The organism is Enterococcus avium, assembly GCF_002891025.1.
In the GTDB taxonomy this organism is placed as follows: Bacteria; Bacillota; Bacilli; order Lactobacillales; family Enterococcaceae; genus Enterococcus_A; species Enterococcus_A avium.
Window position 1 is genome coordinate 2,115,234 of sequence record NZ_NBSL01000002.1, and the last position, 22,081, is coordinate 2,137,314.

The window sequence follows — 22,081 nt, forward strand, 5'->3', positions numbered from 1 at the left end:
CCATGACCTGTTACACTTTTCACTATAACAGATGATGTAATTGATAATGACAGTTTCTACTTGATACGAGAATTTGCTCAGTAATATACAATTTACAACCGTTTGTTGACTGAAAAACAGAGAACTAATACAGACGGGCTTGTGAAATATTTCTCCCCTCAAACTCTCATAATCGACAAAAATTTCTTTCAAAAAAATTTTGTCTCATTATTCTAGCAGTTCATTCTAATTCACTAAAAAAAGGTTTTCACTGTTATTCAATAGTTTAATTAACCCGTCAGTTACTAAGTTCAGCTCTATTCTAAAGTTTTTTAATAACTAAAATTATTCTTAAATAAAAATACTTAAATTTATTTTAAAATCAGCATTGTGATCCCTTTTAGGCGTCCGTCTTCATTATTTTATTTTTCAGTCTAAAAAAATGACGAGTTCTCTAGCCTAGAAATATTCAAAGCAACGAAATTGGTATACAATATCAATCATATGTGTGTCGTTACTAAGGAGGTACTTTATGCTAGAAAGGTATATTGAAAAAAATATTTTTCGTCAGGTTTATCTCTGCCAACAGCTGTACCAAAAGAAAGAAATCACTTTACAAGCGATGGCCGAACGTTTAAACGTCTGTACACCTACGATTACTAACGATCTCGAGGCTCTAAAAGAATCTTTCACACAGGAGATTATTTCATTTGAGCGGACCAGAAATACCTGCAAACTATTTTTTGATCCCGCTTATTCATTATTAGAATTAACGCAACGGATTTACCGGCGCTCCGATTTTTTGCGTGTTCTAAACGACTTTTTGATTGGAAACACCCACTGGTCTGAGATCGCGGAAAAAGAATTTCTGTCGACTAGTAAAATTTATCAGCTTCGAGCAGATATTTTTGATTTTGCTGATGAGCTTGGCTATTCGTGTTCAAAGCAGCAGCTGAAACTGCCTGAAAAAGATCTACGCTACTTGCTTTTGGCTATCGCAAGATACACTGGTGAACGTTCCGCCATCCCATTCAATAAAATGATTGCTTCAGCTGCTGAAGAATTGATTGATTATGTCGAGGAACACTTTTTCGCACGTGATTACCCGGAAAGCGAGCGAGAAATCATCATTTTAGGCATTCAGCTCAGCAATCACCGTGCCCGACAAGCGACCATTACTTTTTCAGATGAAGACAAAATCTGCGCACAGCAAACACCTTTATTTGGATTATTACGTGAAGGCTTGAAAACCTTAAAATCAACAATTTGCGCTAATGAAGAGGAACTATTTTTTATTTATTCACTTTTCAATGCAAGAAATTATCTTTGCAACAATTTGGAATTGCTGCAAAAAGATTTTGACGTGGTGTATCAAAATCATATCAAGCGCTATCCTGAAATCGAAAATCTGCTGCAAGAATTACGTTCCTCTCTAACGATCTCACCTGACAATGAATTACTTTTGAAAAAGGCCTTTCTCCCTTTTATTCGTTCTACCTGGGGAGACATGCAGCTTTTCCAGCCGGATCTGATTTATCTGTTAGATAAAGAACAGCTGGTTATTTACCAAAAGGTGCAAAAAATCTTAGAAACATGGTCTGCTGCTTGCCAAACAACTATTCATTGGAACGACAATCTCATTCGCAAAATGACGTTAACCCTCGATCTGCTGCGCAGAAACACCTTTGATGAAAAAATCGAATTGTATATCGTCGCTTCTTCTGATTTCAATTTTTTATATTATCGTAAACAGCTGGAAGCCTTGCTGGATGATCATTTTCTTATTAGCACGATGATCTATAATACCTTGAATGAAGTAGTGGACGATACTTTCTTTTGCTCAAGACGAGTCATCGTTTGTGACACCGCACTTTACCAGGCGGACTTAGGCAGTGAGAATACATTAATTTTTCCTGTTTCACCTAAAACAATCGATCAAACCTGTATTGAGATCAACCAACTCGCTCGTCCATACGAAAGAAGCCTGAAAGAATAATTTTCCTTCAGGCTTCTTTTTAATGAGTAAATCCATATGTTTTGATTTCTGCTTTTTTATGATAAACCACATGCGCTTGATTCAAAGCGTCAATTGCTTCTTGCATGTCTTGAACATAATCACACGCCATGTTCATACCAAAATCAGCTCGAATGACCAGACGTTGAATGATTTCTTTTTCCAGATTTTGAGGTAATGGATAAGCGGGCACTTGCCAGCCTTTCATTAACAGACGGTCTGCCAAATCATACAAGGTCCATTCGCGTGTTGGATCTTCTTTTAATTTATAACAAACAATTGGTAGTTGAGACCCATCATTGACGATTTCAAACAATCCGGTTTCTTCAATTGCTTTGGCTAAATACAGTGCTACTTTATGGGTACGTTCATGAATAGCCTTGTAGCCATCAAAACCGTATCGTACAAAATTATAATATTGACCAATTAATTGTGCGGCACTATGAGAAAAATTAATCGCCATCGTTGGCAGCTCCCCACCTAAATAGCTGACTTTGAAGATTAATTCTTTTGGCAAATATTGTTGATCACGCCATAGAACCCAGCCGACACCTGGGTAAACCAATCCATACTTATGACCAGATGAATTGATTGAGATGACATTCTTCAATCGGAAGTCCCAAACTAAATCAGGTTCAGTAAAAGGTGCGTAAAAACCACCAGAAGCAGCGTCCACATGAATATAGACCTTATAATCGGTTTGTTTATTGTATTCTTCGACTAAGTCATTTAGTCCTTTAATATCATCATAACGCCCAGTATAAGTAATTCCCATGATACCGACAATTCCAATAGTATACTCATCAATATAGTCCATTACCTTATTTAAATTGATCGACATATGTTCTTGGTCTAATGGCACTTCCCGCATTTCAATATCCCAATAGACACAGAATTTTTCCCAGCAAACTTGGTAACCAGATGAAATAACTAAGTTCGGTTTTTTCGCATTGAGATCCAATCCTAGCTTTTCCGCACGTTTACGCCAAGCAAATTTCATTGCCATGCCGCCTAGCATACACGCTTCCGAAGAACCAATGGTTGACGTTCCCATAAATTTTTCGTTCTCACTGGCATTCCAAAGATCAGCGATCATATTCACGCAGCGATTTTCGATTTCTGTTGTGCGAGGATATTCTGATTTATCAATCGCATTTTTTTCTAACGTTTGACTCATTAGCTTCACTGCTTCTGGTTCCATATAGGTTTGACAAAATGTCGCTAAATTTAAACGGGCATTCCCTTCATCCAGCATTTCATCCTGAACTAATTGATAAGCGATCCGTGGTTCGATTGATGCTTGATTCAATTTATATTTTGGCAGATCAACTTGTTCACTTTCTGAACCAAAAATTGGTTCCAAATATTCTGCTTCATCACGATTTTCTTTTCCATATAACATGAGTAAATCCTCCTAAAAATGTCTTTATTTAATGTTTCAATGTGTGCTCTTCTTTTTGAACAATTTGATGTTCTCCACGAGCTGCTGGATAGATCGCTCCATTCACATCTCCTGCTTTCATGTGAACAGGCTCCTCGATCGTTGTGTGTCCATGCTTGTCGTGCAATTCATAAATAATAAACGGTAAAACTACCGTGATCACAAAACTAATCAATAAAATCACTTGGTAAGTTCGATCTTCGTTCTTAGCAATGGAAGCTGGAGGAACAAAGGAAATCAACAAAGCAAAAACTGATAATAGTAGTCCGACACCAGCAATGATTGTCTTTCCAATTTTTTTTCCAGGGACGTTATAGGTTCGTTTCAACTCTTGCTTTTTATATACCAAAACAAAATAACCGATAAAGAATAAAAGATAGCCGACCAAGTAAATCACTACCGTTAACGAAATCGCAACGAGGAAGGATAGATTATTTCCACCGCCGCCAAAGGTCAATACTGCACCCCAGATTGTGACGATCACGCCTTGGATCATAATTAATGGCACAGGAACCCCATGCGTGTTGGTCTTACGTAAAAAGTTAGGCAATAGCCCACGCTGTGCTGCCGCAAACATCCCGCGAGAAGGACCAACTACCCATGAACTTACTTCACCCATCACACCAAAAGCGATCATCAAAGCAATGACTTTAACCAGCCAGCCTAAATGACTGTTAAAATGCAAAATCAATGATTGGAATGTTTGGATCACTCCAGCGCTTAAGGATAATTCTTTTTGGGGAATCACTGCAGCTACAGAGAAGCCGCCGATCGCATCTAAGGCAATGGCTAGGATAACCAATAAGATCATCGCTAACGGGTAATTTCTCTTGGGATTTTCCAATTCATTGATATGGGAAGCGGATGCCTCAACACCCATATAAGCCAAAATGAAGGAGACAAAAACGACTAAAGTTGATAACTGTGAAAAATCTGGGATGAATGCTTTTTTACTAATAGCAATTTCGATAGGATTTCCTCCAATGAAGTAAGCCGCTGCCAACCCAAATAAAATGACGGACGGAATAAGGATACCGACCACAAATCCTGCTTTCGCAATTTTTGCCGTTCGTTGTGTTCCGCCTAATTGCGAGAAGGTCAGCCCCCAGAAAATGACTAGTAAACCGATATATTTCAATAAAGGGTCTGTATTCAGTGCTTGAAAATTCAATACATAGGACAGCGCACCTAAAATGAAATAAATCATGGTCACGAAGCCAACAGTAATTTGAAACCACTGAAAGAAGATCGCAGCAAAGCCAAATCGCTCACCTAACGTTTGGCTGACCCAACTAAAGATCCCACCGTTTTGCCAACCTTCCACCGTGGACATCTCTGCTGCACATAACGCCACCGGCAAAAACCATAAAATGCCACCTAGCAATAAAAAGAAAACCAGGTGCAGCTTCGAAGTAGCAAAGGTCGGATATTCGTACACCGTTAAGACCATCGAAGCCGTCAATGCAAAAAAGCCAAATAAAGATAATTTTTTCTGATTCATAGAAACGCTTCTTTCTCTTTTCATTAATTAATTAGCAATGAATGATTCAGGAAAAATATTTCAAAGAATATTGATAAATCATTTTAGGCACCTCTTTTCTTACAAGGAGAAGTATATATAGGATTTGGAGGACTTTTTTCTAGATTTTTTTCATTCAATCATGAGCAACCTAAAAAAATATGGAATTTTTTCCAACAAAAAAAGCCCTAGCCCTCTTCCTGTGATAGGAGAAAGCTGAGGCTTTTAACTTTTAACTACATACTGTATTCCTTAATATGCTCATTCATCAAGCCATTCGGAACATCATGGAGACGATAGCCATTTCCCCAATACGTAATAATCCGAACATTATCGATGTGGGCGTGAGCGATTTTCTTACGAATATTTCCTACTGCCGTAGACATTTGGACCAAACGCGATTTGCTGACTTCGTTGTTCCAAACCTTATTACACAGCTCATCTCTGGAAATGATCTTTCCGCTGCCCTCTGCCAGTGCACTGATAATTTTCTTTTCAATATTATTCAATGAACTATAGAAAAGAACTAAGTCTTGTTTCTTCATTTCAGATTGTCTGACGAGTCCTTTAGAAATCGACTCTTGATGCCCTCCACGCTTATCGCTTAACAGCAAGAATTCTCTTAGTTCCGTTAGCGTACAATCAATCGATAAACAATGGCTTTCATCAATATTAGGTACGGGTTCATCCGTACGCCGTAAATAATGCAAATCCTTTTCCAAAACAATGGGCAATATTTCATTAAATTCCTGATTTGTCAATGTTTCACTAAAGATGACAATATCAAATAGTGATAAAATATCTTCAAAATAATTAGGTTTATCCACATCAAAAAATTCTTTTAAGACAAAAACTTCATAGTCTAATCGTTGCAGTTCATTTTGAAACTCTTGCTCGATGATAATATTTCTAGTAAGAATAATTACTTTTTTCATCGTCCTACACTCCCATCTTTACTCATTTCCACTTTTACACCCGTTAACTCCACTGTCGAAAGTTCATTTAGTTTTCTAAACAACGAAGACTCTCTTTTACATCATCAATAATCTCTTGCGGTATATTGTTCTTTTGCTTCAATACACTATTCAAACGTTCCATTAGACTCGACTCAATATATTTTGCCTGTTCCTCTGCCTGTTGAATAATCTTACGACTGGTTGTCGCAGCAGCTAACAATGTGTCTGCAGCATCCGCTTTAACAAATAATTCCAAAGTAGCATCGTTTTCCTGATGAAACAGATAATCAAACAATTGTTCACTCCGATCACACTCAAACATATATTGTTCTAAAAGATGTTCATATTTCTCCTGTAAATCATTGATCTCCATCGTTTTTCTAGAAGAATCACCACATGCGCTTGCCTGCTGACGCTTTGATTTTCTATGAAGGACAAAGCGACGCCTTTCTAGATTGTCCTTATTATGATAGACAACGATATCTCTAGATAAAAAGATAGGATGATCCTCTAGCTTCTTTGTCACTTCTTTTAGTCGACAGCGGTATGCTGAAACTTTTTCCTCTAGTGCACCGCGTATCCCTTCCAGTTTTTCGATTTGCTCCAGGAGTTCCTTGTTCTGTATCTCCAAATCGTCAACCTTATCCAACAATTGTTCTTTGCTATTATCAGTTACACTAAAAACATCAAAATTTCCCATGCTGGTCTCATCTCTCTTCTTTGTGATTAAGATCAAAAGATAGCTGCTTCTATATGTATGTTTTTTGACTTATTATGTAAAACCGTCTTGCTTTTTCTGAGTGAACCTTCTCTCGTAACAAAACCATCAGAAGCTTATCTTCTATTTACTAACTATTGATTTTTGCGCTATTTCTCCTAAAATCTCTCCTTATTCTCCATCTGATACCTTCATATAGAAATAAACAGATATATCCTATATTTACTCTCGAATGTAGTTTGACCACTTAATTGTTATCATTTTGAATTTGCTAACATTACGAAAACTCGAACATATCTGCAAAAAGCCATCAGCAATCCTCTTAGTTATATAACTTGTAAAAGTCTTCAAGGTAATTCTAATTCAAAAAGTATAATAATTATTTTTATTTTAAATAAATAATTTTTATGTTTTATTATACATCTATTTTTAAAAAATTATAAAATATTTTTTATAATAAATCAACAGTATATTAACTTTTTGCGAAACCTTTTTTTTAAAATCATTTTTGCTCATCGAAATTTTTAACCAATTACACATTTAGCAAAAATATTTCAAATTCATCATAATAATTTCTGGAAAACCAATATAAATAGCTACATGATAATCATTCCTTTAAAATAATACCCCCGTTAATTCCTATGATGTTCTAACTACATTTGTATTTATGACAAATCAAAAACTGAATTTTCTATTCCGAGGGATAGAGTTAGTCGATCGATTTTTCATATATTTCTTGAAAAAAATAATAATCCCACTCAATTTAAAAATATAACATAAACAAATTTTTATTCATTAAATATAAATATTTATCAATTAACCCTTTGAGCAGCTTAATCCTTTTTTAGTTATTTTACCCAATAACACACTTCCTAATCATCTTACATCGATTCTAAACTGGGAAACGTATTCTAATATAAGAAATAAATAATCCTGACTCGCTAAAGAAAAAAGCCCTTAATCATGGCATTTACATACTCTTTGATCCAATGATTCCTTAATAGTAATGATTCTTTGATTGGTTCATCAGTTAGGATTTCCTTTTTTTCATTATAAGTAAATTCTAAAAAAGTCATTCTCCTTTATTCTGTCTGAATTTTTTATAATATTTTGACGATTTTTCAATGTATTAATATAAAGCACTATTGGCAATGGGCTGCATAACACTTACGAATACACATAAATAAAAAAAGTGCCTTTCCGTTTCACACATTCGAAACGAAAAGCACTTTCATTCTTATTTGATAAATAGCTACAAAAAAACGTATTGATTGTTAGGAAAAAAGCTAATACTTATTTACAGAGAACAATTTAGCGAACGATCGTTGTTGGCTCTTGCACAAAATCATCTTCCAAATAATCAAAAAACTTTTTGTTCAGACGATATCCTTGACCCCAAACAGTTTGAATCGCTTCCTCGCCAAATTCATTTCCTATTTTCTCATTAACCTTTGAAACAACCTTCGAAAGACTTGCTAAAACAGACTTCGTTGGATCTTTCTCCCAAATTTGTCGACTGATTTCTTCACGAGGGACGGTTCGGTCTCCCGCCTGAATTAAATAGTAGACAATCTCTTTTTGTTTCAACTTCAAATTTAGGTCAGACAATTTTTGTTTGACTGACACTTGCTGGACATGTGCGGCATCTTTACTTGCCAAGCTTGATAATTCAGCAAGCAATAAAATTTCCCGCACGCGTTCCAAATCAGAATTCATTGGAATCCACGCATCAAAAGGAGAAGAGCCTTCTTTGTCAAAATTACTATCTGCTGCTCGACGAAAAAGCTTGATGTTTGCCTGCGGCAGTTGCTTGATTACCTCATAAGCCTCTATATCATAGATGGTCTCGCTAAAAATGATTCCCTCAAATTGAGTAAGAAAAGCTTTGTCAAACGAATTTCTTTTTAACATTGTTAACATATTGCTGGAACAATATACCTCGTTGCCTAACTGTTTCAATTGTCGCTCAAAGTTTTCCTCATATAGCGGAACCTTTGTTAGAAGTAATAATTGCATACCTTCATCTCCTTTAAAATTGCTCTTTCCCAGCGAACACCTTTTCCATATTAATAGCCCTATCCAGCATCACTGAAGGCATACCTTAATAAAATCCGAAAATTAACCCGAAATATCATTTAATGCCTTAAAATAGAAAAACATTTATATAGATAGATTATATTATACTGTTAATTTTAGGTCAATTTTTAATTTGTAAATAATAAAAATATATGCTTACCGTTTTAATGATGAAAGTCATAACCAAAAGAATGCTATCGCTACCTATTTAATATCCAATATTACTTAAAGTAAGACTAATACTCTTAAAAAAATAGCATTTAAGTCCTTTAACAAGACAATATGATTAAAAATAAAATTTCCACTTTATGGAGAAATAGAAATAAAAATGACAACTCAGTTAAATTTTATTTTACATTTAGTATCCACATGAAGCCGATAAAGACAAAAAATAGTCCATACATGATCGGAGAAACTTCTTTCCCACGTTTCGCGGCAATCATCGTGATTGGATAAAAAATGAAGCCTAAGGCAATTCCGTCAGAAATACTATAGGTCAGCGGCATCCCAATCAGAATCAAAAATGAGGGAATCGCGATCTCTAATTGATCCCATTTAATTTCACGTAACGATTGAGCCATTAATACTCCTACAATAATTAACGCTGGTGCGGTAACCTGTGAGGTCACAACTGACAGCAGTGGTGAGAAAAACAAGCCAAAGATAAAGAAAGCCCCTGTTGTAATCGCGGTTAATCCAGAACGTCCACCAACTGCAATCCCTGCTGAGGATTCTACATAGGCTCCTACTGGTGAGGTTCCTAGCAGTGATCCAGCTAACATCGCCGTAGAATCTGATGCCAAGGCCTTGCCGACTCGCGGCATTTTATTGTCCTTCATAAAGCCCGCCTGATTAGCTAACCCAACTAAGGTGCCGGCCGTATCAAAGAAGGTTACTAATAAGAAGGTCAATACAACCACCCAAAGCTGAAGCGTGTTGATATCTTTTACATGCTTTAAAGCAACTAGGAAGGTTGGCTTCAAACTAGGTGCTGCCGAAATAATCTGTGTTGGTGCTTGAATCAATCCTGTGACTAATCCTAATAATGTCGTTGCCACCATACCGATAAAGATTCCTCCCGGCACGCGACGTACCATCAGAATTGCAGTCACGATCAAACCAAAGATCGTTAACCAAGTGGTGCCGACACTCATTGAGCCTAGCCCAACCAAGGTGGACTTATTCGCCACGATAATGCCGCCTTCGCTCAATCCTAAAAAGGCGATGAATAAACCAATCCCACCAGAAATCGCATATTTCAAGTCTGCTGGAATCGCATCAATGATCATTTCCCGTAATTTAAAAATAGTGATTAAGATAAAAATCAAGGATGCCACGAAAACACCAGCTAACGCTGTTTCCCAGCGAATCCCCATTCCAATGCAGACAGAATAAGCGAAGAAAGCGTTGATCCCTAATGCGGGAGCCGTTGCGATCGGATAGCGAGCTAAGACGCCCATCAGGATACACCCTAATGCACTTGCCAAGGCTGTAGCAGTAAAGACTGCGCCTTCGTCCATTCCTGACGCGCCCAATACGCTTGGGTTAACAAAGAGAATATATGCCATCGAAATAAAGGTGGTAAAACCCGCCAAAATTTCTTTTTTTACTGTAGTGTTCAATTTTTCAAGTTCAAAATAGGAATTTAATTTTCCTTTCATGATACTCCTCCTATATTCTAAAAATGTTCGTAAAATAATAGCTTGTTTTTCCAAACAACGAGGATAATCATATAATAAAGCAGATAATAAGTAAACAATAATATATAAATAGATTAAAACACGAACATTAACGAAAAAAACAACGACTTCTATTGAAACCCTTTCCCTTGGCTTAAACAAACTATTGGACAAAATTCTCAAAGCTCGCTATTTTTGAAAATGGTTGATCTAGTTTTTATCTTCTACTTGATCGAAAACTGATTTTTTGACAAATACATTAAAAAAGGAGAATCATCTTGAAACAACTAACCTTTAAGCAATTTTGGGAGCTGTCGGAAATTTATACTGCTCCATTAAATCTTTTTATTATTTTACTCGGCTACGCGATTGCGAAATTTCAGCTTAACAGCTCACTCAATCCAGAATTTTTTCTATTCGTTTTGATCATCGTCATGTTCCACATTACCGTCAATGTTTTTAATCACTACATGGATTATCGAAATGCTTCTGATGAAAACTACAAACAGCACACCAATATTATTGGACGCGATCATTTGGATCTGCGTTTTGTGCGAAACTTTTATCTATTTAATCTGATTATTTCTTTCATATTAGGATTAATATTAGTTTGGCGAACAAATTGGGTAATTGGAGTTTTAGGTGTGATTGGTTTCTATATTGGGTTGTTTTATTCCTATGGTCGACGGCCTTTAAACAGCCTGCCAATCGCTGAGGCACTAACTGGTACGGCAAGTGGCTTCTTTATTACTGTGGTGAGCTATTATTTAGCGGTTTACCAAACGCAGGTCATCACGTTTGCGATGATTGGTAAGGTTTTCTTGATCAGTTTGCCGCTGGTATTGATGATGTTTAATAACTTATTGGCCAACAACACATGTGATTTGGAGGAAGACATCGAAAACCATCGGAAAACGCTGGTATATTATTTAGGCAAACCAGCCGCCGTGAAGCTCTTATTAACCATCTACGTATTCAGCTTTATCTGGTTGGCTATCTTGGTTATCACTGGTTTAGCACCTTGGACAGTCCTATTTCTACTCTTCCTTTTTCCTAAAAATTGGCAAAGCTTGAAAAAATATCGCACGCTGCAAGATAAAAAGACAACTTTTCCAATCGTCTTAAAAGCAATGTCTGCAATCATGGTGATTTACCCTGTTCTTTATTTTATTGGTTCCCTGTTTGCATAGTAAAAAGCCTGTTTAACTTCCGATACGGGAGTAAACAGGCTTTCTTCTATACCATTAATAAATTGATATTCAACGCATTGATATCACTCTGCTGATCACTGGTAATCTGTGCATCTGTAATTAAGTAATCACATTCATCAGGCTTAGCAAACTGCTTAAAGCTGCGTTGATTGATCTTGCTGGACTCGCACAATACGATTTTTATCCGTCCAATATTCATCAAACTCTTTTTCATCTCTGCTGTTTCGTAATTTGGTGTCGAATACCCATAGCTTTTATCAAAGGAGGTCGTTCCTAAGATAACCTTATCGACTGAAAAGCCAGCCAAACCAAGTGCCACAGAGCTGCCTGATACATATGGATAACCATTGCGAATCGCGCCGCCAATGACTTGTACTTGATAATTGGTTTTTTCACTTAGCAGCAAGCCAATCTCCAAATCATAGGTCAAGATCGTCAAACGCTTCAAGGAACTGTTGATCAATTTTTCAGCAAAAGCTCTGCAAGAAGTCCCTGTATCAATCGCTAAAATATCATTTTCTTCAATCAAGCGCACCGCTCGTTCTGCGATTCGGTATTTTTCATTGGTAAATTCGCGGCTTTTGGGAATGATCTCAACACTGCGTTGAAAATCACGCTTGATTACCCCGCCATGTGTTCGAGTTACTAAGCCTTCATTCTCCAGCTCTCGCAAATCGTTGCGAATCGTTGAACCCGTTACGTTGAATAAATCTGCTAACTCAGCAACCTGCATCCGATTTTTTTCATTTACGATATTTACGATTGATTGCTTTCTTTCTTCTGCATACAATTGCTCGTCCATTTTTTATCACCTTTTTGCGTTTTGTTTCATTATAAAAGAAACTGAAAATGGAAGCAATGAAACTAAAATGACTATTTGAAAACAATCACATTTTTTAAGCCAATTGCATGCTGAGCATTTTCTAACGCTTCATCAAATTGATCGATCGTATAACGCTTCGTGATCAAGTCCTGCAATGGAATCCTACCGCTGGCAACTAGCTGTGCCGATGTTCGATAACCCATTAGACTTGCTCGAGTACAGCCGAACACGCGTAATTGCTTGTAGTGAAGAATATTCGTATTCAATCGCACCTCTTCTTTTTCCTTTGGTAATCCGCCAAAGAAGAGACAGCGTCCGTTTGTCGCCATATAATTGAAGCTGGCTTCTTGAGCCTGCGGAGCTGGTGCTGCGATAATACATAGATCAACCCCTTGATTGTTCGTCTCCGCGAAAATTTTGTCCTGTAAATTTTCGGAAGTCAGTGTGATTAGATCTGGAAGCATCTTTTTCGCATCAGCTAGCCGAGCTTCAGACAAATCATTCATCATGACTTTTCCAGCTCCACGTGCTCGAGCCAACATCGCATGCATGATTCCGATTGGACCTGACCCAATAATCAAGACATTATCTCCTGGTTTGTTTCCCGCAATTTCTTGTCCGTTGAAGACACAGCTGAAAGGTTCGATCAAGGCTGCTTCTTCATAAGACAGTTCATCTGGAATCAGTGAGATATTTCCTTGGCGCACCGCTTTTTCCGGAATGACCAAATATTCAGCGAAGCCGCCAGGTAGATTGATGCCGAACGCTTCATAGTTCGCACATAAATGCGTATTGCCGCTAACGCATTGATCACAGATACCGCAGCCCATATTGGGAGCAATCGCTACTCGCATGCCGACTTGATAGAAATCAACTGCGGCTCCTACTTCGACAATATCACCTGAAATCTCGTGTCCTAGTGTTAACGGGGTCTCTTCACTTGCAGTCGGGTAGCCGTTTTTATACATTCGCACGTCCGTCCCGCAGATAGACGCCGCTTTGACCTTTATTAGAACTTCTTTTTCCGAGATTTCCGGTTTAGGTAACTCATTTAATTGAATCTGTTCTTTTCCTAATAATTGGATTGCTTTCATTTATGCTTCCACCTCAACAATTCTATTTTCCAGCAACGAAGTCAAGCCTGCATTGACTAAGCGAACCGACATTAAGCCGTCTTTTCCCGTACACTGAGGCTCTGTATCTTTCAAAATACAATCTATAAAAGCCTGATCCTCAGCTACATATGCTTCTCTAAATAGATACATCCAGCTGTGCATCGTTGGTCGGGTCAACTGATGATCACTCGTTGCCACCACGATATTGTGCTTTCCTTGATCACCAACTAAAATGCTGCCTTTAGTCCCAAGAATCTCCGTCCGCGCGTCATAGCCATATTGGACATATTGTGCACCATCGATCAGTCCCAGCTTGCCATCCGCAAATTTTAAATTCATGGCTACGGTATCGTAGTAATCCGGATACTCAGCTCGCACTTCCGGCGAACGATAATTTCCGCCATTGGCATAAATACTTTTTACTTCGCTACCTGTTAACCAGCGTAGAGTATCTAGATCATGACTGTTGACCTCACCGATTGGTCCATTGCTTTTATGAATATCAAACATCCATGGTTTAGGTTCACTAGGGCCATGGGTCAGTGATTTTACCAAGACAACCTCACCAATCGCACCAGAATCCACGACCTTTTTCGCCTCTTGAAAGCTCGCGTCAAAGCGCCGCATGAAGCCAATCTGCAATTTAACCTGATTTTCTGCTGCTGCTTGGATCATTTCTAGACATTCAGCCTCATCCATCGCCATTGGCTTTTCACAAAAAATGTGCTTTTTGGCGGCAGCAGCAGCTAGTGCGATTTCCTTATGATAGACTGTCGGCGTCACGACCACAACGGCGTCAATCTCAGGATTAGCCATCACTTCACGATAATCTTTGTAAATATAAGGACAATCTACTTCCTTTTGCGCTGCTGCTAAACTTTCTTCAGATGGGTCACATAAAGCGATCAATTTTGCATTCTCGATTCTACGAGCAAAATTTTTCCCATGAATCATTCCCGCTCTGCCTGTACCTATCAAACAAACCTTAATCAATTCTGACATGCCAATCATTACTCCTTAGCCGCTTGCTTTTTCTGCGCCATTACTTTTACTGCTGTTACTAAAAATCCGCTGATAGCTGTTCCAATCGCTAGTGCTAAAACATATAGCAAGACATTCTCGACTGCTCCTGGAATCAGGAAGACGAAAAAGCCGCCATGAGGAACCGCGATCCCGCAGTTGAAAATCATCGATAAAGCTCCTGTGATTGCTGAGCCGACAGTTACTGAAGCCAATACCCGAATCGGATCTGCCGCAGCGAATGGAATCGCCCCCTCAGAGATGAAGGATAGACCTAAGACCCAAGCAGATTTTCCAGCTTCACGTTCTTCCTTACTATATAAACCTTTTCCTAAAACAGTTGATGAAAGAGCCATCGCTAACGGTGGTACCATTCCAGAAATCATGACGGCTGCCATGACTGTACTTGTTTCTCCGACTGCCAGATTGGTTAATGATGCCACTCCAAAGAAGTACGCAGCCTTTCCGATCGGACCCGCCAAATCGATTGCCATCATGCCTCCAAGCAGTAGACCCAATAACACCGAATTCATTCCTGACAAGCTGTTTAGCCAATTGGTAATTCCTTCATTCAATGCAGTAATTGGAATCCCTACGACAAATTTCATAATAAGTCCAACAAATAATACGGAGATCACTGGAAGAATCAGAACTGGTAATAGTCCAGAAAAGGCTGGTGGCAACTTCAGTACTTTCTTTAATGTTTGTACTGTATATCCAGCCAAGAAGCCGCCTAACAATGCCCCTAGAAAACCCGCATTCATATTCGAAGCGATCATCCCAGCAACCATCCCGGGAACCAACCCTGGTCGATCCGCGATAGAAAAGGCAACATATCCGCCTAAGATCGGCCACATTAAGCCCATAGCGATACCGCCTAGTTCATTGATTGCTGCAGCCAAGTCTCCTTTGGCATTGATTCCACCAAAAGCAAAGGCTAAAGCAATACAGATACCACCTGCCACAACAAAGGGGATCATGTAGGACACACCGGTCATCAAATGACTGTAGATTCCGCTTTTTTCTGCTTTTGCCTCCGTTTTGACCTCACCAGAAGTAGTATAGATTGCCGCATTCGGAACACGATCGAATAAATCATCCGGATGATCGATGGCTTCTGTCACATCCACTTCTAACAACCGTTTGCCATTAAACCGATCCTTATTTACTGATGTACTAGCGGCAATAATGACCGCATCAGCCTCTGCTATTTCCTGCTCAGTCAAAACATTTTCCGCACCGATTGATCCTTGTGTTTCTACTTTGATTTCAATATCACGTTTCTTCGCTGCAATCTCTAAGCTTTCCGCCGCCATGTAGGTATGTGCAATTCCCGTCGAACACGATGTGATTCCAACAATTTTCATTTTTTCCACCCTTTCCTATTCAAAAATCTGATAGATTTCTTCTACGTTGCCTACGATCATCAATTTTTGACGGACATCCTCATGCATCAGTTTTCGGGAAAGCTTACTAAGAATTCTTAAATGCTCATCATTTGAGGTTTCTGGTACAGCAATTAAAAACATCAGATGAACCGGTTGGCCATCCATTGAATCGTATTGAATCCCAGCTTGACTGCGACCAAAGGCCAATGAAGGTTCAGTAACGGCTGAGCTTTTCCCATGTGGAATAGCAACACCAAAGCCGATCCCAGTTGTACTCTCTGCTTCGCGCTTCATTACAGCTTCTAAGTAAACGCTCTCATTTGTAACAACACCTTCTGCTACAAAGGTGCCCGCTAGTTCACTGATCGCCGCTTTTTTCTCTGTCGCTGACAAATCAAGGTTAATAAAAGCTGTTTTCAATACATCGCGGATTTCGGTCATTTCTCTACTCCTCTGTTTTTAGTTTTTTTGTATTCTTCTATGATCTTAATTCCTGAACTTGTTCCCAAGCGTTCCGCACCTGCTTCAACCATCTTTAAAGCCGTTTCCAAATCCCGAATGCCACCAGCAGCTTTCACTTTTACTTCATCACCGACAACTTTTTTCATTAATGCAACATCTTCTACGGTAGCGCCGCCCGTACCAAAACCCGTTGACGTCTTAACAAAATCTGGCTTCACTTCCTTAGCAATTTCACAAACCGTTACTTTTTCCGCATCCGTTAAATAGCAATTTTCTAAAATGACTTTGCTGAAAATTCCTCCTTCACGTGAAGCATTCACAATTGCTTTCATTTCTTGGCGAATATACTCACTGTCACCGTCCTTCAATTTGCCGAGATTGATTACATAATCAATCTCATCTGCCCCATTTTTGATTGCATCCTGTACTTCAAAAACCTTTGTTTCAATCGTTGTTTGTCCTAATGGAAAGCCAATCGCCGCTCCTACATGAACCTTACTATCCTTCAAAAACTCCCGACACATCGCTACTGGATAAGAGTTAATCGCGACCATTTTGAATCCGTATTCATCTGCTTCTTTACAAAGTTGCTCGAAGCCCTCCTTAGTCGCATCAGCCTTTAACAACGTGTGATCCACCATATTCGCTAACTTCTCTAACTCGATCATTTGTTTGCTCCTTTTTGTTTTTATTTACACCTTTATATTATCATTTGTTTTCATTTTGTCAATATATAAAAATGAATAAATTTAGATTTCAAAAAAAAAACACCAGTTTATCAATTAAACTGGTGTTTCTCTTCATTATCATTTTAAAACCAAATGAAAATTACCCCTGCAATTCTCCAGGCCAAGCAGCTGTTCCCCCTAAAACGTTAATAACCTTATACCCTTGATTACTTAAAAAGCTACAGGCATTATCTGATCGTGACCCTGATTGGCAAATCAAATAGTACTCTTTATCCTTATCAAGCTCACTTGCTTGATTACCTAAACTGCTTAATGGAAGATTTTTTGCGTAAGGAACATGGCCCATTTGATATTCATAGGTTTCCCGAACATCAATGATCCGCAAATTTTTCTCTTTTGTCAAATGGTAAAAGTCACTCATTCCAATCGAATTATTCATAAATCAATTCCTCCGGTCTGACTGTTTTATACAGCGCAAATGCACCATCTAAATTTTTTACATTAAATCCTTTTTGCTTCAAAAGACGTTCCGCCACATAACTTCTTAATCCGCTATGGCAGCTGACGACATAGTTTTTCGTTGGATCTAGTTCCGAGATTCGTTCCCTTAATTGATTCAACGGAAGATTGATTGCTCCTGGGAAACGACCGTTTGCTAATTCACCAGGATTACGAACATCTAATAATTGACTGCCGTTTTTCTGTTCTTCCTTCAATTGATACCATTGTATCGAGTCACTGATTCCTTCTGCCAGATTGATTGCCGCATAGCCTAGCATGTTAATTGGGTCCTTTGCCGAACCAAATGGCGGCGCATAAGTAAATTCCAATTCAGGCAAATCAAAAATGGTCAATCCACCTTTGATTGCTGTTGCTAAGATATCGATGCGTTTATCAACACCTTTTTCACCAACACCTTGAGCACCATAGATTTTCCCTGTCTTAGGTTCAAAAACTAATTTCAGTGTGACATCGCTTGCTCCAGGATAATACCCCGCATGATCCTTTCCGGAAACGTGGACAACCTGATAATTGAGTCCTAATTGTTTAACCACACGTTCACTCAGACCAGTCGATGCAGCTGCAAGATCAAATACACGAACGATCGCGGTACCAATACTTCCACGATTTGTACGCGCCAATCCGGCAATGACATCGGCTACCTGTCGTCCCTGACGATTTGCGGGAGAGGCCAATGAGATCAACGCATCTTCACCACTGACCTGCTGCTTCACTACAATCGCATCACCAACTGCATAAATATCAGGAGCGCTAGTTTGATAAGTCTCATCCACTACAATTCCGTCGCCTAAGCCGGTTGCTAATCCAGCTTGTTGGGCTAGGGTATTTTCTGGTCGAACCCCAACAGAAAGAATCGTTAGATCAGAAGCCACTTCCTCATCATTAGTCAGGGTAATTTTCTTGCCTTGATCACTGAAGCTTTGTGCAGATTCACCTGTTATCACTCGGATATCGTTGCGAACCAATTCATTTTGAACAAATGCGGCCATTTCCTCATCTAACGGCGGCAACACATGAGGGGCTCTTTCGATTACTGTAACCTCTAACCCTCGGGACTTCAGATTTTCTGCCATTTCCAGCCCAATAAATCCAGCGCCAACCACTGTTGCTTTTGCTGGTTTATCCTCTAAAGCAGTCATGATTTGATCCAGATCCGGAACATTGCGTAAGCTGTAGACATTGGTCGCCTCTGCTAATCCAGACATTTCAGGAATCAATGGCTTTGCCCCTGGCGATAGAATTAATTTGTCGTAACTCTCTTCAAAGCTTCCTTCTTCATTCTTGATGGTCACGGTTTTGTTTTCGGAAGAGATAGCAGTCACTTCATGAAAAGGCCGTACATCCAAATTAAAACGCGCGTTTAACGATTCCGGCGTTTGAACCAGCAACGCATCGCGATCAGCAATTTCACCTGAAACATAATAAGGCAATCCGCAGTTGGCAAATGAGACGAATGGACCCTTTTCTAAAACAATAATCTCTGCATCCTCCATCAATCGACGCAAACGTGTAGCCGCGGACATGCCACCTGCGACACCACCAACAATAATAATTTTCATTTTATTTTCCCCCTCTAGTTTGACCTTGCCAGCGATTCATCCCGCCTTGAACATTTATCGCTTCGTAGCCCTTTTGTTTTAACAGCTTGGCAGCTTGCTTACTCCGCATCCCTGATTGACAGATCACATATACTTGCTTTTCTTTTCCTTGATAACGATTGATCTTATTCAATGGAACATTCACTGCTTTAGCAATATGCCCGCCACGGTATTCCTCCGGAGTCCGAACATCTAGCAAAGTGATTGAATCCTTTAATTTTTCCGCCAATTCACTTGTTGAAATAGCTGGATTTCTTTGAAATAAATTAAACATGTATTCTTCTCCTTAAATTTCAAAATATACCTCATAGGGTATTTTTACCACAGTAAAATGATTTCTGTCAACCATTCTGTTTCTCCAAAAAAAAACTTTAAAAACGATCTACTTGACGAGTTATACCCTAGCTAGGTATATTAATGACAGAGAGACTTTACAAAGGAAGTGTTAGTAGATGGAATTAGAAGAAAAAAAGATCCTCAATCGGTTAAAACGAACTGAAGGGCAAATTCGCGGTATACAAAAAATGATTGATGAGGAAAAGGAATGTATCGATATCATTACTCAGTTAAGTGCCGTGCGTTCTAGTATTGATCGTGTGATGGGCATGATCGTGGCTGAAAATCTGAAAAACTGTTTTGAGCATCCAGACAAAAATCCAGAAGACCAGGCACAAAAGCTGGAACAAGCTATAAATATGATTATTAAGAAATAAGGTGTAATAATGAAGGTTGTTTTCCATATAGATGAATTAGAAAAATGGACTGAAACTGCTAATAATGTTAAAAACTTGTTGAAAGAACCCCAAAAAATAGATATTATTGTTTTAATTAATGGCAGTGCGATTAACGGGTATCTTGCGACTGAAAATCAAACGTTCATTGCGACCCAAGGCGTGACCTTTCACGCTTGCAATAATGCGATGCGGGCCAATCAGATAACAAAGGATCAACTGCCAGAGAATGTTGTTGTCGTTCCTGCAGGCGTTTTAGATTTGATAGAATTACAAGCACAGGGCTATGCTTATATCAAACCATGATCCACGTTTCACGCAGGATGCTACTCAGGAAAGGGAGTAGGATTTTGAACTCTATTGAAAATATCAACAAAAAAATGCATGTTACAGGCAGCCTCATCAACCTGAAAACAATGCAAGAGCACTTTGAAAAAATCAATACGAAGGATATTTGCTCAGAAGAGGAAAAGCAAGAAATCACTGCGTTTCTTGATATAATTGAAGAGGAAATTTCTTCCATTCAGGAGAAGGTTGGCTTTATTCGGCAGATGTAAGGATATAGGATAGAAAAACGGGCAGCTCTTTATTTTCTTTCTCACATAGCCGATTCTGAAATCACATAAAAAAGAATCCACTACATGAGGCAACTATATTATCTGATCCATGCAAGATTGCTCCAGAAAACAAAAGTCCTGTTGCAATACAAGCTCAATAATCATTTAGACAAATAAGGAGTTGGTTCATCTCGAACCAACTCCTTATTTTTTCTGCTTTCGTTTGATTGCTTTGCGTATACCGATCCGATAAACCTTCGGAATCGCTAAGAAAAAATTTTGTGTAAACTGATATTGCTGATATTTTGCAATAAGGAACGTAATTAATTCCGCGTTGCCATATTTCTTTTGATGAAAAAGCTCAAAGCTGTGGATCTTTCGGTCAAGCTTGCTCTTATCCTTCAACGCCAGAAAAAAAGACAACAAATCATCGAAATAGCGCATCTTTGCTTCTTCATAGGTTTCAGAACCATAACGGTCCAAGTGAATAAAATCCGTCAGCTTACGCCCCCAGAAGGTTCGTTCCAAATAGATTGGTGCTTGGATATCCTGCTGAAAATCAGCCAAATAAGCTTCGAAGACGGTTTTGTCCGCTAAGAAATTTTTCTCCTGACGATCAAAAACTTCACGATCAACCTGATTAATCTCTGTCACTACACTCAGGTAATCGCCTATGAAAAGCGGCATCTTTGCTTTTCGAAAACAGACGACTCGCTCGGCTAGTTTTTGATTCAAAGAAAGCGGACGACGCAGCGTATTGTTGCGATAAAAAGCAAAAACATAACGTTGCCACAAATCCTCCGGAAAAGGAATTTTCTTCTCCGTCAACCAAAGCAATTCATCTAAGGCTAGATCCACATGAGCCACGCCTTTTTTGATCTCTTCTGCTACCTGCTGCGAAATCCCTAAATGATCCTTAAAATGCTGAATTCCTAAACGAATCTCCTGCTGTTTACTTTTTGACTCAATGACAAATTGATATTTTAACGGACGACCACAGGCACATTTTAATTGGCTGTGAACGCCTCGTTCGTACTCATCATCAATATTCAACGCGACAAATTCCCAATCGGAGGTCTGCAAATACTGCTTTTGTAAAAACAGCGAGCGAACCTCATATTTTCTTTGTTGGTTAACCAGTGCCTGTTGTGCCTCAGTCAATTGTTCAAAAAGTGCTTTCCGTTCTGCTCCTGAATAGGTCACATGACATTCCATCGGATAATCACTTAACCCGTAACTACGTGGATACCAATGCGCATAAATTTCTAAATAATTATCATGGTTTCTCATTACTTCTTCGGATCAAGCTTGTCTTCGATTTCTTTCATGATTTTTTTTGCTTCATCTTTTAACGAAGTGTGAGGCTCTTCTTCCTCTACAGCATTTGAGCCAGATCGCGCAATCTCCTTTTCTTCACCAGAATTGCTGCCAGCTAATGACTCCGGTTTATTTTCGGTTTCGCTGGAGTTCGTACCTGCCAACGCAACATCCTCCTCGGTTTTAGGGGCCATTGAGCCACGCAAGCGTCGATCTTTTTCATTATTGTAATTTGTCATTTTCTTCACCTCTTATATTGTAAATTG

Annotated in this window: 23 protein-coding genes; 5 read left to right on the forward strand and 18 right to left on the reverse strand. The window is 38.8% G+C overall.

Going from position 1 to position 22,081, the window contains the following annotated elements; translation table 11 throughout:
• The first annotated feature begins 511 nt into the window (after window positions 1–511).
• Window positions 512–1,975, forward strand: a complete 1,464-nt coding sequence (locus tag AUF14_RS10770; RefSeq protein WP_016179793.1) for a helix-turn-helix domain-containing protein — start codon at window positions 512–514, stop codon at window positions 1,973–1,975.
• Window positions 1,976–1,994: 19 nt separating this feature from the next.
• Here AUF14_RS10770 and AUF14_RS10775 read toward each other — a convergent pair whose 3' ends face one another.
• The 7 genes from AUF14_RS10775 to AUF14_RS10800 all read right to left on the reverse strand — a co-directional run bounded on the left by AUF14_RS10775 (window position 1,995) and on the right by AUF14_RS10800 (window position 10,364).
• Window positions 1,995–3,395 carry a glutamate decarboxylase gene (locus tag AUF14_RS10775; RefSeq protein ID WP_016179792.1) on the reverse strand — a complete coding sequence of 467 codons (1,401 nt, stop codon included), beginning with the start codon at window positions 3,393–3,395 and terminating at the stop codon, window positions 1,995–1,997.
• Between the two features lie 28 nt (window positions 3,396–3,423).
• On the reverse strand, window positions 3,424–4,935 hold the full coding sequence (gene gadC, locus AUF14_RS10780; RefSeq protein ID WP_016179791.1) for a glutamate:gamma-aminobutyrate antiporter: 1,512 nt from the start codon (window positions 4,933–4,935) through the stop codon (window positions 3,424–3,426).
• Window positions 4,936–5,189: 254 nt separating this feature from the next.
• Window positions 5,190–5,888 (reverse strand): helix-turn-helix domain-containing protein, encoded by a 699-nt coding sequence (locus AUF14_RS10785; RefSeq protein WP_016179790.1) that lies wholly within the window; start codon window positions 5,886–5,888, stop codon window positions 5,190–5,192.
• 67 nt (window positions 5,889–5,955) lie between these two features.
• Window positions 5,956–6,609 carry a hypothetical protein gene (locus tag AUF14_RS10790; RefSeq protein ID WP_016179789.1) on the reverse strand — a complete coding sequence of 218 codons (654 nt, stop codon included), beginning with the start codon at window positions 6,607–6,609 and terminating at the stop codon, window positions 5,956–5,958.
• Window positions 6,610–7,568: 959 nt separating this feature from the next.
• On the reverse strand, window positions 7,569–7,703 hold the full coding sequence (locus AUF14_RS23105; RefSeq protein WP_256137782.1) for a hypothetical protein: 135 nt from the start codon (window positions 7,701–7,703) through the stop codon (window positions 7,569–7,571).
• 235 nt (window positions 7,704–7,938) lie between these two features.
• Window positions 7,939–8,643: a helix-turn-helix domain-containing protein gene (locus tag AUF14_RS10795; RefSeq protein ID WP_016179787.1), complete on the reverse strand. Its 705-nt coding sequence runs from the start codon at window positions 8,641–8,643 to the stop codon at window positions 7,939–7,941.
• Window positions 8,644–9,050: 407 nt separating this feature from the next.
• Entirely contained in the window at window positions 9,051–10,364 is a 1,314-nt protein-coding gene (locus AUF14_RS10800; protein ID WP_049218732.1) for an NCS2 family permease, read from the reverse strand.
• A 296-nt stretch (window positions 10,365–10,660) separates the two neighbouring features.
• On the opposite strand from AUF14_RS10800, the gene AUF14_RS10805 reads away from it, so the two are divergent.
• Window positions 10,661–11,572 carry a prenyltransferase gene (locus AUF14_RS10805; protein WP_049218734.1) on the forward strand — a complete coding sequence of 304 codons (912 nt, stop codon included), beginning with the start codon at window positions 10,661–10,663 and terminating at the stop codon, window positions 11,570–11,572.
• 46 nt (window positions 11,573–11,618) lie between these two features.
• On the opposite strand, the gene AUF14_RS10810 is transcribed toward AUF14_RS10805, so the two are convergent.
• From AUF14_RS10810 to AUF14_RS10850, 9 genes are all read right to left on the reverse strand, one after another.
• Window positions 11,619–12,395, reverse strand: a complete 777-nt coding sequence (locus AUF14_RS10810) for a DeoR/GlpR family DNA-binding transcription regulator (RefSeq protein ID WP_016179784.1) — start codon at window positions 12,393–12,395, stop codon at window positions 11,619–11,621.
• A 71-nt stretch (window positions 12,396–12,466) separates the two neighbouring features.
• Window positions 12,467–13,510: an alcohol dehydrogenase catalytic domain-containing protein gene (locus tag AUF14_RS10815; protein WP_049218737.1), complete on the reverse strand. Its 1,044-nt coding sequence runs from the start codon at window positions 13,508–13,510 to the stop codon at window positions 12,467–12,469.
• On the reverse strand, window positions 13,511–14,533 hold the full coding sequence (locus tag AUF14_RS10820; RefSeq protein WP_016179782.1) for a Gfo/Idh/MocA family oxidoreductase: 1,023 nt from the start codon (window positions 14,531–14,533) through the stop codon (window positions 13,511–13,513).
• 8 nt (window positions 14,534–14,541) lie between these two features.
• Window positions 14,542–15,918 carry a PTS fructose transporter subunit IIC gene (locus AUF14_RS10825; RefSeq protein ID WP_049218739.1) on the reverse strand — a complete coding sequence of 459 codons (1,377 nt, stop codon included), beginning with the start codon at window positions 15,916–15,918 and terminating at the stop codon, window positions 14,542–14,544.
• A gap of 15 nt (window positions 15,919–15,933) precedes the next feature.
• The gene (locus AUF14_RS10830) at window positions 15,934–16,380 is read right to left on the reverse strand and encodes a PTS sugar transporter subunit IIA (protein ID WP_016179780.1); all 447 of its coding nucleotides are present in this window, start codon (window positions 16,378–16,380) and stop codon (window positions 15,934–15,936) included.
• Window positions 16,377–17,069, reverse strand: a complete 693-nt coding sequence (gene deoC, locus AUF14_RS10835; RefSeq protein WP_016179779.1) for a deoxyribose-phosphate aldolase — start codon at window positions 17,067–17,069, stop codon at window positions 16,377–16,379. Before deoC ends, AUF14_RS10830 begins: the two co-directional genes overlap by 4 nt.
• 160 nt (window positions 17,070–17,229) lie before the next feature.
• Entirely contained in the window at window positions 17,230–17,529 is a 300-nt protein-coding gene (locus tag AUF14_RS10840) for a rhodanese-like domain-containing protein (protein WP_049218740.1), read from the reverse strand.
• The gene (locus AUF14_RS10845) at window positions 17,522–19,171 is read right to left on the reverse strand and encodes an FAD-dependent oxidoreductase (protein ID WP_049218742.1); all 1,650 of its coding nucleotides are present in this window, start codon (window positions 19,169–19,171) and stop codon (window positions 17,522–17,524) included. The genes AUF14_RS10840 and AUF14_RS10845 overlap by 8 nt, the downstream gene beginning before the upstream one ends.
• A 1-nt stretch (window position 19,172) precedes the next feature.
• Entirely contained in the window at window positions 19,173–19,484 is a 312-nt protein-coding gene (locus AUF14_RS10850) for a rhodanese-like domain-containing protein (RefSeq protein ID WP_049218745.1), read from the reverse strand.
• Window positions 19,485–19,662: 178 nt separating this feature from the next.
• Here AUF14_RS10850 and AUF14_RS10855 point away from each other — a divergent pair, with 178 nt between their 5' ends.
• Genes AUF14_RS10855 through AUF14_RS10865 form a run of 3 tightly spaced genes read left to right on the forward strand, consistent with a single transcriptional unit; the run spans window position 19,663 to window position 20,498 of the window.
• Window positions 19,663–19,923 carry a metal-sensitive transcriptional regulator gene (locus AUF14_RS10855; RefSeq protein ID WP_016179775.1) on the forward strand — a complete coding sequence of 87 codons (261 nt, stop codon included), beginning with the start codon at window positions 19,663–19,665 and terminating at the stop codon, window positions 19,921–19,923.
• Between the two features lie 9 nt (window positions 19,924–19,932).
• Window positions 19,933–20,247, forward strand: coding sequence for a DsrE family protein (locus tag AUF14_RS10860; protein ID WP_049218747.1), 315 nt, complete (start codon window positions 19,933–19,935; stop codon window positions 20,245–20,247).
• 44 nt (window positions 20,248–20,291) lie between these two features.
• Window positions 20,292–20,498 carry a restriction endonuclease subunit S domain-containing protein gene (locus AUF14_RS10865; RefSeq protein WP_225844212.1) on the forward strand — a complete coding sequence of 69 codons (207 nt, stop codon included), beginning with the start codon at window positions 20,292–20,294 and terminating at the stop codon, window positions 20,496–20,498.
• A 204-nt stretch (window positions 20,499–20,702) separates the two neighbouring features.
• On the opposite strand, the gene AUF14_RS10870 is transcribed toward AUF14_RS10865, so the two are convergent.
• Both AUF14_RS10870 and AUF14_RS10875 read right to left on the reverse strand, forming a co-directional pair.
• The gene (locus AUF14_RS10870; protein ID WP_049218751.1) at window positions 20,703–21,788 is read right to left on the reverse strand and encodes a hypothetical protein; all 1,086 of its coding nucleotides are present in this window, start codon (window positions 21,786–21,788) and stop codon (window positions 20,703–20,705) included.
• On the reverse strand, window positions 21,788–22,054 hold the full coding sequence (locus tag AUF14_RS10875; RefSeq protein ID WP_016179771.1) for a hypothetical protein: 267 nt from the start codon (window positions 22,052–22,054) through the stop codon (window positions 21,788–21,790). Before AUF14_RS10875 ends, AUF14_RS10870 begins: the two co-directional genes overlap by 1 nt.
• Window positions 22,055–22,081: the final 27 nt, after the last annotated feature.